This window comes from Kineosporia sp. NBRC 101677 (assembly GCF_030269265.1).
Classification (GTDB): Bacteria; Actinomycetota; Actinomycetes; order Actinomycetales; family Kineosporiaceae; genus Kineosporia; species Kineosporia rhizophila.
In genome coordinates this window covers 469150-481454 of the sequence record NZ_BSTA01000002.1, presented here as the reverse complement: position 1 = coordinate 481454, position 12305 = coordinate 469150, and the positions used below count along the sequence as shown (strand labels likewise).

Sequence of the window (12305 nt, the reverse complement as noted above, 5' to 3'; positions counted from 1 at the left end):
GGCACTCACCCTGGGTGATGCACGGGCGCCAGCGCGAACACCGGCGTCGGAATGCCCTCCAACCGCGCCTTCAGCTGAAGTGCCAGGTAGAGGCCGTAGTGCCGGGACTGGTGCAGATTGCCGCCGTGGAACCAGAGGTTGGGCTGCTGGGTGGGTTTCCACATGTTCCGCTGCTCCCCCTCCCACGGGCCCGGGTCCTTCGTGGTGTCCGAGCCCAGCCCCCAGACCTTGCCCACCCGGTCGGCCGTCTCCTGGTCCACCACGTCCGCCACCCAGCCGTTCATCGACCCGTAGCCGGTGGCGTAGACCACCAGGTCGGCCGGCAGTTCGGTGCCGTCGGCCAGCACCACCGCGTGCTCGGTCAGGTGGTCGGCCTGGCCCTGGACCAGCTTGATCTCACCGTCGGCGACCAGCTCGGAGGCGCCCACGTCGATGTAGTAGCCGGACCCGCGGCGCAGGTACTTCATGAACAGCCCGGAACCGTCGTCACCCCAGTCGTGCCGGAATCCGGCCTTCTCCAGTCGTTCGTAGAACTCCCGGTCCTCCTCGGCGATCCGTTCGTAGATCGGGATCTGGTACTGCGACATGATCCGGTAGGGCAGTGAGGCGAAGGTCAGGTCGGCCTTCTCGGTGGTGATCCCCCGGGCCACGGCCTTTTCCGAGTAGAGAGAGCCGAGGGCGAACTCCATCAGCGAGGCCGACTTCACCACGTGGGTGGAGGAGCGCTGCACCATCGTCACATCGGCGTCGTTCTCCCACAGCGCGCCGCAGATGTCGTGCGCGGAATTGTTCGATCCGATCACCACGACCTTCTTGCCCCGGTAGGCGTCCGGCCCGGGGTGCTGACTGGAGTGGTGCTGCTCACCGGCGAACAGCTCAGCCCCCGGAAGCTTCGGCACGTTGGGCTTTCCGGACATGCCGGTGGCGAAAACCAGCTGCGTGGGCCGCAGCTCGACGCTTTCACCGTCCCGGTCCACGGTGACGCTCCAGGTGCTGGATTCCTCGTCGAAGCTCGCCGAAGTGACGGCTGAGCGCGACCAGTACGGCACCTCCATCACCCGGGTGTACATCTCCAGCCAGTCGGCGATCTTGTCCTTCGGCGCGAACACCGGCCAGTTCTTCGGGAACGGCAGGTAGGGCAGGTGGTCGTACCAGACCGGGTCGTGCAGACAGAGGCTGCGGTAGCGGTTGCGCCACTGGTCGCCCGGCCGGTCGTGCCGGTCGATCACCAGCGCCGGCACGTCGAGCTGGCGCAGCCGGGCGCCCAGGGCGATGCCCGCCTGCCCGCCGCCGATCACCACCACGTAGGGCTGCCGCTCCCGCCCCAGCTCGGCCGCCTCGGCCTCGCGCCTCTCCCGCCAGGTGCGCCGCCCCTTGGCCAGCTCGTGCTCCACGCCCTGGTCGCGACGGGCGCCCTGCCGTTCCTCGAAGCCCTTGAGTTCGTACAGCGTGGTCAGGAGGGTGAAGGCACCCTCCTCGACGAGCCGCAGGTGCCCCTTGCCCCGGCCGACCGCGGTCTCGAACTCGATCCAGGCCTCGGTCGTCCCGTCCGCCTCGGTGGGCGGTTCCGACGTACGGAAGCCGCAGGCTCGCGTCGTCGTCAAACAGGACTCCAGAAGCCCGCGTACCCCCTCAGGCCCCTCGACGGTAGTGATGTTCCAGGTGAACGCGACCAGGTCGCGCCAGAAGCCGCCGGGCGCGAAGAGCGCCGCGGCGGCTTCCGGATCATCTGCGTCGAGAGCGGTTTCGAAGGATCGGAGCCACTCGTCGATGCGCTGCTGGGCGGTGGTCATGGGCGCTCCTTCGGGCCGGGAACTCAAGCACAGCACCCGGAACGCCCCGGCACACCTACCCGATCGGCGAGGGTCAGGGCACCCAGGGCGCCTCCACGGCCCAGGTGGTGTCGGCGGCGTAGGAGGTGTCGTTGTCCCAGGCGTTGTTGCCGCCCGGAGTGGCCAGCCAGAGCTCGGCGTCGTAGTGGCGCAGGTACTGGCCGGGGAAGTTCCAGGCCGTGAACTTCACACCGCCCTCGCCCTCCTCGGCGCACCAGGTGGCGTCGGCGGCGAACAACGGGGTGCCGTCGTTCGCGTTCTGCTTGACCCGGTAGGCCTGGTGCCGCAGATACGTGCCCGGGTAGTTGACCGCCTCGAAGGAGTAGCAGGAGGCGTCGGCCAGGCCGGGCACGATGTTCCAGGTGGCGTCGTTCTTCAGCAGATCGTCGCTGGCCTCGGTGACCACTTCGGTGTACCCCAGAGCCTGCTGGTGCCGCACGTAGCGGTTCTCGAAGCCCTCGGTGACCACCCGCAGCGAATGCCGGCCCTTGGCCACCGCGGGCGCCGGGTTCGAGGTGGGTGCGGCGATCAACTGCTCGTTGGCCTCCTTCAGCCGGGCCACGTCCACCTTGACCACCTGCCGGTCGTAGGTGGCCAGGCCGTTCACCTCGTTCTCCACGTCGGTGGTCTCGGTGTAGACCGACCCGGACAGGCCGGCCGCCACGCCGGAGGTGCGCATCTGCGTCCAGAGCCCGATCAGCCGCCGGTTCAGGCGCTCGGCCGTTCCCTGGTCCTCGTAGCTGAAACCGCCGCCGGGGAACCACTCGTGACCGGGCACCTTCAGCCCCAGACCGCCGAACTCGCCCACCACCGCGGCGCGTTCAGCTGAAGGCCGGGCCACGCCCGGACCGGTGTAGCTGTGGAAGTCGATGATGTCCCCGTTACCGCCGTCCACCGCCCCGCAGCAGTTGATGCCGCTCATGTTGTTCACCAGCCGGGTCGGGTCGTACGCCTTGACCAGGTCGGCCACCCGGGCCTGCTCGTACTGGCCCCAGCCCTCGTTCTGGGCCACCCACATCACCACCGAGGGTGAGCTGCGGTGCTGGTCGATCATCGCCCGGAACTCCTTCTCCCACTGCGCCTTCGCCGGCGCATCGGGCTTGAGGTCGGGGCGCATCGAGGGCATGTCCTGCCAGACCAGCAGGCCGAGCTTGTCGGCGTGGTAGAACCAGCGCTGTGGCTCCACCTTGATGTGCTTGCGCACCATGTTGAAGCCGGTGTCCTTGAGCAGCTGCAGGTCGTACTTCAGGGCCTCGTCGGTGGGCGCGGTGTAGATCCCGTCGGGCCAGTAGCCCTGGTCGAGAGTGCCCGACTGGAAGAGGAACTCGCCGTTCAGCACGATCCGCTGCTTGCCGTCCACCGCCTTCACCGCGATCGAGCGCATCCCGGCGTACGAGCTGATCGTGTCCACCGTCTTCTGACCGGTGCGCAACTCGACCTTCACGTCGTACAGAAAGGGGTCGTCGGGCGTCCACAACCGGGGTTTCGGGATCTTCAGCGAAACCTGCTGCCCGGCGGCACCACTCGCGCTGACCACTTTCTGACCGCCACTGGAGACGGTGACCACGGAAGTCGCGTTCTTCGTGCTGGCGACCTTCACCTTCAGGGTCGACGACTTCAGGTCGGGCACCAGGTCGAGCTTGGTGGCGTGGGTGGCGTTCACCGGCTCGAGCCAGACGGTCTGCCAGATGCCCGAGGCCGAGGTGTAGAAGATGCCGCCGCCGGTCTGCGGCTCCACCGGCTGGGGCTCCTGCTTGCCCACCGCCTGGGTGCCCGCCTGGCCCGGGTCCCAGACCCCGACCACCAGCGTGTTCTGGCCAGTTTCGAGCAGATCGGTGATGTCGTGCGAGAACGCGTCGTAGCCACCGTCGTGGGTGGCCCCGGCCTTGCGGCCGTTCACCCAGACGTCGGTGCGGTAGTCGACCGCGTCGAAATTCAGCTTCACCCGGTCTTTCCAGCCCGCCGGAACGGTGAAAGTACGGCGGTACCAGAGGCGGTCGCCACCGTCTACCGCGCGCATGATGCCGGAGAGCGCGGACTCGGCCACGAACGGCACCCGGATCTTCTCCGAGTAGGTGCTCGGCGGTGTGACCTGGCTGCTCGGCGTGACCTCGAAATCCCAGATGCCGTTGAGGTTCTGCCACTGCGAACGCGCCAACTGAGGACGAGGGTACTCGGGCAACGGGGGATCGGAGACCTGGTCGGTCCACGGGGTGGTCAACGGGGGTGCCTTGGGCTGCCAGTCGGCCGTCACCTCGGCCCGGGCCGGTGAGGCGACCAGAAGGCTCGCGGCCACCGCCGCGAGAACGGTGCCCACGACCGTCTTCAATCGGGTGTCGGCCCTTCGGACCGCGAACCACGCCTGGAACAGGGCAGGCGAGTGCTGGGGCATGGAGGCTCCCTTCGGTGGGGCCGCCAGCTCATCAGCAAAACGGACAAAAGGCACCTGCCCGATCGGCGAGGTGCCTTTTGCCGTGCGTTACGTCCGGGCTGCTCAGCGGTCCCGGGAGGCGCCGCGGGAGGGCAGCATGGTGCGGATCACCGGCTCCTTGAAGCCGCGCTCGGCGAAGGTGGCCAGCACGGCCTCGCTCAGCACGGCCACCTTGTCCTGGCTGACCAGGGCGATCGACGAGCCGCCGAAGCCACCGCCGGTCATCCGGGCGCCGATCGCGCCGTTCTCCAGCGAGATCTCCACCGCCACGTCGATCTCGGTGCAGGTGATCTCGAAGTCGTCGCGCATCGAGGCGTGCGAGGCGGTCATCAGCCGGCCGAACTCGGCCCAGTCGTCGCGGCTCATCGCCTGGCCGGCGGCCACCACCCGGTCGTTCTCGGTGACGATGTGCCGGGCCCGCTTGAGCAGCAGCGGGTCGGTCAGCCGGTCCAGGTCGGCGACCGTGGCCAGGCGCAGCGAGTCGACCCCGAGCGCGGCGGCGGCCGCCTCGCAGGAGGCGCGGCGCTCGCCGTACTCGCCGCCGGCGTGGCTGTGGGTGACCCGGGTGTCGATGACCACCAGGGCCAGACCGGCGCCGTCGAGGTCGAACGGCACCTGCTGGGTGCTGAGGTTGAGCACGTCGAACAGCAGGGCGTGGCCCTCGGTGCAGAGGATCGAGGCGGCCTGGTCCATCAGACCGGTCTTGGCCCCGACGTACTCGTTCTCGGCGAACTGGGCCAGCTGGGCCACGGCCAGGCCGCGCGGCGGCTCGGGCAGTTCGGCCAGCTCGATCAGGGCGACCGCCACGGCGCACTCCAGGGCCGCGCTCGAGGAGAGCCCGGCACCCAGCGGCACCCGGCCGTCGAGGTACAGGTCGGCCCCGGGCACCGTGAAGCCCTTCTGCTGCAGGGCCCAGGCGACCCCGGCGACGTAGGCGCCCCAGCCCTCGACCGAGCCCGGCTCGAGCTTGTCCAGGTCGATCTCGGCCTTCTCGGTCTGCTGGGCCGAGGCGATCCGCAGCACCCGGCCGTCGTTGCGGGAGGCCGCCACCGTGACCCGGTCGGGGATCGCCAGCGGCATGACGAAGCCGTTGTTGTAGTCGGTGTGCTCGCCGATCAGGTTGACCCGGCCCGGGGAGGACCAGACGCCGGTGGGGGCGGCCCCGTACAGGCCGGCGAAGGCGGAGACGACGGACTCGGCCGGCTCAGCGGCGTTGGACTGGCTGTTCACGGGAGGGCCTTCGGCGACGGGTGCACGGATCTTCGGGCACGGCGAGCGGTTCGGGTCTACATGGTGACCCACCGGAGCGGGTCGCACCAGATTATGACTGCTCCTTTCGGGTCGCTTGTGATCGGGTAGACGCCCTTTCTGACCATTTCTGATCACGACGTCCTATGCTGGGTGGGTGTTCGCCGACGAGCGTCGCCAGAGGATCCTCGAGCTGGTCCGGGCCAACGGGGCGGTGTCCCTGCGCGAGCTGGCCCGGGTGGTCGACAGCTCCGAGGTCACCGTGCGCCGCGACCTGCGCCTGCTGGAGTCGCAGGGCCTGCTCGACCGCCGGCACGGCGGGGCGGTCTCCACCGGGGGGCTCAGTCACGAGCCGACCTACTCGGAGAAGTCCGGGGTGGCCGCGCGGGAGAAGACCGCGATCGGCGCCCTGGCGGCCGGGCTGGTGGAGGAGGGCGACGCGATCTGCGTCGGGGCCGGCACCACCACCCAGGCCTTCGCCCGCCACCTGCTGAGCTTCCGCGAGCTCACCGTGGTGACCAACTCCGTCCTGGTCGCGCAGGAGCTGGCCCGGTCCCGCACGATCGAGGTGGTGATGACCGGCGGCACGCTGCGCGGGTCGATCTACGCCCTGGTCGGGTCGGTGGCCGAGCAGGCGCTGAGCGGGATGCGGGTACGGCGTACCTTCATGTCCGGCAACGGCCTGACCCTGGAGCGCGGGCTGTCCACCCCGAACCTGGTGGTGGCCGGCGTGGACCGGGCGCTGGCGGCGGCCGCGGAGGAGATCGTGGTGCTGGCCGACCACACCAAGATCGGGCTGGAGACGATGGCCCAGACCGTGCCCGCCGAGCAGATCGGCCGGCTGGTCACCAGTGACCGCAGCTCCGCCCCGGCGATCGGGCAGTTCCGGGCGGTGGGGGTGGAGGTGCTGGTGGCCGAGTGCACCGACGAGGACGACTGATCGGCTCCTTGTCAGTTTCCGATCGACCGTGCCAGATTATGACCAAGTCTTGACAGACCAGAGCGAGGTTCTCGTGGCAATGATCCGCGACGTTACGACCATGGACGACGGAAGGCGGATCACGTACTACTACAGTGCGCCGGTCTCCGCCTCCACCCCTGAGGTTCCGGAAGAGGACGAGGCGAAGCAGCAGTGAGCGAACGGCGTTTCGACCCCACCACCGGCGAGTGGATCACCTTCGCCACCCACCGGCAGAACCGCACCTTCCTGCCGCCGGCCGACGCGTGCCCGCTGTGCCCGGACCCGAACAACGACTGGGACGGCGAGATCCGGCGCACCGACGTCCAGATCGCGGTGTTCGACAACCGGTTCCCGGCCCTCAGCCCCACCCCGCCGGCGCCGGACGTGGAGAGCGACGAGCTGTACCTGGTCGAGCCGGCCAGTGGCCGCTGCGAGGTCATCTCCTACTCCGCCGACCACAACGCCACCCTGGCCAAGCTCGGCCCGGAGCGGATCGCCCTGCTGGTGAACGCCTGGGCCGACCGCTACCAGGTGCTCGGCTCGGAAGGGCACGCCTACGTGCTGCCCTTCGAGAACCGCGGTGAGGCGATCGGCGTCACCCTGCACCACCCGCACGGCCAGATCTACGCGTACGACGACATCCCGGCCCGCCCGCTGCGCGAGCTGCGCACGGCCGCCGAGTACCGCACCCGCACCGGCCGCTGCGTGAACTGCGACGTGGTCGCCGCCGAGCTCGAGGACGGCCGCCGGGTGGTCGCCGAGAGCGAGCACTTCGTGGCCCACGTGCCGTTCTGGGCCCGTTACCCGTACGAGGTGCGGATCGCCCCCAAGGCGCACACCCCCTCGCTGGTCGCGGTGGCCGACGAGGCCCGCGAGGACCTGGCCCACCTGCTGCACCGGGTGTTCACCGGCCTGGACGACCTGTTCGGCTTCCCGCTGCCCTACGTGCTGGGCATCTTCTCCTCGCCGCTGAACGGCGAGGCGTCGGTGGCCGGCTGGGACGGCAGCTGGGACGACATCAGCCACCTGCACCTGCTGATCTCGCCGCCCAACCGCAGCGCGACCAAGCTCAAGTACATCGCCGGCACCGAGCAGATGGGTGGGGCCTACTCCACCGACATCGCGCCCGAGGTGGCCGCGGCCACCCTGCGGGAGAAGATCCCGCAGGCCTGAGTCCCCGGCCGGTCAGCGGCCCCGGGCCAGCACCACCGAGCCGATGCTGACCAACAGAAGTCCCATCCCACCGAGGGCGGCCTGGCCGCCCTCGGTGGTCTCGTTTGCGCCCAGGAAGGCGGCCGAGACCGCCAGGGCCAGGAACACCGCCAGCCCCACCCGGCGCCGAATCACCCGACCATCCGACGAATCTCGCGTCGCACTGCCGTGCATACTGCTTCCCCCGATCGCAGTAAGTTGCTGAATGTGACGGAAGCTACACCCACAGCGCAATCTCCGCCACGACCCGTCCGGGAAAACGCAGTTATCGGGACAGATGTGGCACGATCCGTGTCGTTCCAGCCACACCCTTCCGGTTTTCACTTGTTGCGACGAATGGGAACGACACGCATGGCGGACACGGGGGCACCCGGCACGATCAGATCCCTCTCGCCGGAGGCACCGGCCGTCCCGGTGAGCCGGCCCGCGAACGGCTTCGAGGCCGAGCGCACGATCCGGATGATGGGGGCGCGGGTCCGGCTGCTGCGCAAGCAGCAGAACCTGACCCTGAAGTCGCTGGCCGACCGCACCGGGGTCAGCGTCTCGATGCTCAGCATGGTCGAGCGCGGCCTGGCCAGCGCCTCGGTGGGCACCCTGGTGTCGGTCTCGGCCGCGCTCGGGGTGCACATGTCCGACCTGTTCGGCCCGGGCGAGGAGACCGACCGCTCCCCCGTGACCCGGGTCGACGAGCAGGTCACGGCCACCACCGGGGCGGGCGGGCTGCAGCGCATCGCCTACCGCGACCCGCGGGCGGGCGTGGAGATGGCCGTGCACCAGTACGTCCCGGGCGGGGCCAGCGGGATCAGCGCCGAGCACTCCGAGGGGCGGGAGGTGGGCGTGCTGATCTCCGGCGAGCTCACCGTGGAACTGGACGGCGACGTGCACGTGCTGAGGCCCGGGGACGCGATCGCCTATCTCTCCTCCCGCCCGCACCGCATCGTCAACCGCGGGGCGGAACCGGCTCAGGCGCTCTGGCTCTCGATCGAGGCCTGAGCGCCGGTCTCAGCGCGGCAGGGTGAGGATCTCGGCCCCGTCGTCGGTGATCGCGATGGTGTGCTCGGTGTGCGCGGTGCGGCAGCCGGTGGCGCTGCGCAGCGTCCAGCCGTCTGCGTCGGTGACCAGCTTGGCCGTGTCCTGCATGATCCACGGCTCCAGGGCCAGCAGCAGGCCCGGGCGCACCTTGTAGCCCCGGCCCGGCTTGCCGGTGTTGGCCACGTGCGGGTCCTGGTGCATGGTCGAGCCGATGCCGTGCCCGCCGAACTCGACGTTGATCGGGTAGCCGGCCGCGCTGAGCACCGTGCCGATGGCGTGCGAGATGTCGCCGATCCGGGCCCCCGGCCCGGCCACCGCGATGCCCGCCGCCAGCGCCCGCTCGGTGGTCTCGATCAGCGCCACGCTCTCGGCCGGGCGCGACTCGCCGACGATGAAGCTGATCGCCGCGTCGGCGGCCAGACCGCGCACCTTCACGGCCAGGTCGAGGGTGAGCAGGTCACCGTCGGCCAGCGTGTAGTCGTGCGGCTTGCCGTGCAGCACCGCGTCGTTGACGGCGGTGCAGATGTAGTGGCCGAACGGCCCCCGCCCGAAGGAGGGCTCGTAGTCGACGTAGCAGGACTCCGCCCCGGCGTCGAGAATCATCTTCTCGGTCCACCGGTTGATCTCCAGCAGGTTCGTGCCCACGGTGGTGCGGCTCTTCATCGTCTGCAGAATCTCGGCGACCAGGGCCCCGGCCTCTCGGGCGCGGGGCAGCTGGCTGGGGCTCAGGATCTCGATCATGGGACGCCTTATCTCAGTCAACCAATAACTATCCCGGCCATACTATCCCGGTATTAGAATCGCAGTCATGGTCAGGACGCCGCTCACGCCCGCCGAGATCGAACGCGGACAGCGCCTCGGCGCCCTGCTGCGCCAGGCCCGGGGTGAGCGCTCGATGCTGCAGACCGCCCTGGAGGCCCGGGTCTCACCGGAGACCCTGCGCAAGATCGAGTCCGGCCGGGTGGCCACTCCCGCCTTCCCCACCATCGCCGCCATCGCCGACGTGCTGGGCATCTCGCTCGACGTGCTGTGGGCCGAGATCAACGGCCCGGCTCGTGAGCGGCTGGCTTCGTAGCCGAGGTTATTCGTTGACCGCGCGGGGAAGCTCGGTCTCTTCGAGTTCCAGGATGCGCTCGATGTCGGCGGCCCGCCGGGGCATCGAGCCACGAGACACCTGACGCTCCGACGGCTGCGGCTTCTCGGCAGGGGGCTCGAGCGGCGGGGGCGGCGGACGGTGCACGGCGGGCTTGAGCGTGTAGGTCGGCGGGGGCACCGGAATCGGGTCCCAGGTGTCGGCGCTGACCGCCGCTGCCCGGCGAGCCACCCGCTCCGGCGGCGGTGCGGCCGCCTCAGCCTCCACCCGGGCCCGGGTACGCGCTTCGGCCGTACGGCGGCGCTTCTCGGCGTGCTCACGCGCCATCTCCGCGGCGTAGAGGTGCGCCGCCAGCATGGTCAGGGTCTCGCGGCTACGTACGGCCGCGGTGCGCGAGGCCACCGCGTGGGCGGCCAGGAGCAGCGTGGCCGCCAGGGGGACGAACACCGGGATGGAGCCGGCCACGGAGAACACCCAGGCGGCGATGGTCGCGATGAGCAGGACGGCCATGCTCCGGGCCCGGCGACGGGCAGCCACCCGGGCGTTGAGCCGCGCGGAGTCCAGGTCTGCGTGCGTGGTGGTGTATTCGGTGAGGGGGGCTTCCTCGTGCGCCTCGGGCTCCGGGGCTGCGACCTCGGGCGCTCGCCCACCGGGGCGCCCGATCAGCTCCTGGAACGACTCCTGAGCGGCCTCCGCGCTGGCTGAGATGGGCGCCGAGGTGGTTACGGGGACGGTGGTCGAGGCCGCAGGGGGCTGGATTTCGGCGTCGGTTGGGTTTGTGGGGCCTGGGCTTTGAGGCTTACGGACGGGGCGCGAGCCCGGCACATAGTCCGAGGACGTTTGCGTCGGGCCAGTTCGGTGAGTGGGCCGACGGCCGGTGGTGGGCTGCGGGGCCTCGGCGAACGACAGGTCCTCGGACCGAGCGGTGGGGGTGGTCTGCTCGGGGCGGCGGGGGGTGCGTCGGGGCTGGGCTGTCTTGGACTGGGGTTGGTGGGCGTGAGCCTCGTCGGCCTGGGGCTCGTGCGGCTGGGCTGGGTGGGTGTGGGCCTGGTCAGCCTGAGCTGCTTGAGGTCGGGTCTGGCGGGACGGGGCCTCGTTGGGCTGGGCCGCGTTGGGCTGAGCTGCGGCGAACTGGCCGCCGGTGCTGCTCTGGCCCGCGTTGCTCGGGCCGGTGTTGGCCTGGCCCGCCATGACCCGGCCGGTGCTGGCCTCACCGACAGCGGTCCCGGGGGTGGGGGGTGCGGTCAGGCCGAAGCCCGCAAGGAGGCCGGCCTCGAGTTCGGCCATGTCCTCGTCTGCAGAACCCTTTTCCCCGATGCCCGCGCCTGCCGGCTGTGCTGAAGGGGCCTGCACCGACGGCATGGCTTCGGCCTGGGCCACTGGGGCGGGCGATGGAGCAGTGAGACCGAACCCGGCCAGGAGGCCGGCCTCCAGTTCGGCCATGGAGTCTTCGGAGGGAGAGCTCGGAGGCGCTGCGGTCGTGGGGGCCGCGGCTGACGTGGGGGTGGCAGTGGCAGGGGTAGCAGGCGCTGAGGCGATGGGGGCAGGGACAGCGGAGTCAGGGGTGGCCGGCGTATCGGAGACTGCCTCGTCGGACTGAATTGCGGTGTCAGTCCGACGCTCGGCTCCGCCCCGACGCTCAGCCTCGGCGCGGCGTCCCGCCCCACGCCGGCGCTCGGCCTCACCTCTGCGCTCGGCCTCGTCGCGACGCCCCGCCTCTGCCCGACGCTCGGCCTCGTCCTGACGCCCAGCCTCTGCCCGACGATCAGCCTTGCCCCGACGCCCAGCCTCCGCCCGACGCTCGGCTTCAGCTCGACGCTCGGCCTTCCCTCGGCGGTCAGCCTCGTCCCGGTGCCCGGCTTCGGCTCCGGCCTCGGTCGGATGTCCGGCCCCACTTCGACGGTCGGCCCCGTCCCGACGCCCAACCTCAGCCCGACGGTCGGCCGGAGCCCCACGCCTGGCTTCGACCTGGTGCCCGGCTCCCGCCTCGACGGCGGGGGCGTTCTCCGCCTCGGCCGGGTCGGCGGGGGTCGTTGGCGCTTCGTGGTCCTGGTCGGTGGAGCCGGCGGGGTCTGGGGTGGCCGGGCCGGGGGTGCCCAGCAGGGTCTCTCCGGGGCGGGCGCTCTGCGGGAGGCTCATCGAGGAGCCTGCGAGCCGCTCGGCCAGGAGGCGGTCGGCCGGGATGTAGAGGAGTTCGCCGTCTGTGTCGACGATCACTCGGGGCGACGTGAGCAGGGGGTCGCCGGAGCGGCCGGAACGGGTGGTGCGCTCGCGGCGCTTGAGCACGCGCAGGCCCCCGGAGAAGCGGTCTCCGGCCCGCGACTGTGACATTTCGTCACGTCGTCTCACCCACTGTGGCACCAGATAGGCAGCCCACACCACGACTATGGCGAGGAGGATCAGGCTGCTGGGCTGCACGCACAAACGGTACGGGGCGGCACCCGAATGATCACGTAATGGCTGCGGTGTGTCGTCACCCTCAGGTAGAGCCTAAGG

Annotated in this window: 9 protein-coding genes and 1 pseudogene; 4 read left to right on the top strand and 6 right to left on the bottom strand. The window is 70.5% G+C overall.

Annotated elements, in window-relative coordinates; genetic code table 11:
* Positions 1-5: 5 nt before the first annotated feature.
* The 3 genes from QSK18_RS07700 to galK form a co-directional block, all read right to left on the bottom strand.
* Positions 6-1793, bottom strand: a complete 1788-nt coding sequence (locus QSK18_RS07700) for a flavin-containing monooxygenase (RefSeq protein ID WP_232813804.1) — start codon at positions 1791-1793, stop codon at positions 6-8.
* A 73-nt stretch (positions 1794-1866) separates the two neighbouring features.
* On the bottom strand, positions 1867-4224 hold the full coding sequence (locus QSK18_RS07695; RefSeq protein WP_285617491.1) for an AbfB domain-containing protein: 2358 nt from the start codon (positions 4222-4224) through the stop codon (positions 1867-1869).
* A gap of 102 nt (positions 4225-4326) precedes the next feature.
* The gene (galK, locus tag QSK18_RS07690) at positions 4327-5493 is read right to left on the bottom strand and encodes a galactokinase (protein WP_232813806.1); all 1167 of its coding nucleotides are present in this window, start codon (positions 5491-5493) and stop codon (positions 4327-4329) included.
* 175 nt (positions 5494-5668) lie between these two features.
* Here galK and QSK18_RS07685 point away from each other — a divergent pair.
* Positions 5669-6427: pseudogene (locus QSK18_RS07685) on the top strand (DeoR/GlpR family DNA-binding transcription regulator); the annotation flags it as partial.
* Between the two features lie 216 nt (positions 6428-6643).
* Positions 6644-7645: a galactose-1-phosphate uridylyltransferase gene (galT, locus tag QSK18_RS07680; RefSeq protein ID WP_285617488.1), complete on the top strand. Its 1002-nt coding sequence runs from the start codon at positions 6644-6646 to the stop codon at positions 7643-7645.
* A 12-nt stretch (positions 7646-7657) separates the two neighbouring features.
* Here galT and QSK18_RS07675 read toward each other — a convergent pair whose 3' ends face one another.
* Positions 7658-7819, bottom strand: a complete 162-nt coding sequence (locus QSK18_RS07675; protein ID WP_232813809.1) for a hypothetical protein — start codon at positions 7817-7819, stop codon at positions 7658-7660.
* A 216-nt stretch (positions 7820-8035) separates the two neighbouring features.
* On the opposite strand from QSK18_RS07675, the gene QSK18_RS07670 reads away from it, so the two are divergent.
* Positions 8036-8677, top strand: coding sequence for a helix-turn-helix domain-containing protein (locus QSK18_RS07670; RefSeq protein ID WP_232813810.1), 642 nt, complete (start codon positions 8036-8038; stop codon positions 8675-8677).
* Between the two features lie 9 nt (positions 8678-8686).
* Here the strand turns inward: QSK18_RS07670 and map are convergent, their stop codons facing one another.
* Positions 8687-9457 (bottom strand): type I methionyl aminopeptidase, encoded by a 771-nt coding sequence (gene map, locus QSK18_RS07665; protein ID WP_285617484.1) that lies wholly within the window; start codon positions 9455-9457, stop codon positions 8687-8689.
* 67 nt (positions 9458-9524) lie between these two features.
* Here map and QSK18_RS07660 point away from each other — a divergent pair, with 67 nt between their 5' ends.
* Complete coding sequence (locus QSK18_RS07660) at positions 9525-9791, top strand: helix-turn-helix domain-containing protein (protein ID WP_232813812.1); 267 nt, start codon at positions 9525-9527, stop codon at positions 9789-9791.
* A 6-nt stretch (positions 9792-9797) separates the two neighbouring features.
* On the opposite strand, the gene QSK18_RS36250 is transcribed toward QSK18_RS07660, so the two are convergent.
* A complete protein-coding gene (locus QSK18_RS36250) occupies positions 9798-12170 on the bottom strand; it encodes a hypothetical protein (protein WP_502894175.1) in 2373 nt (790 codons plus the stop codon).
* Positions 12171-12305: the final 135 nt, after the last annotated feature.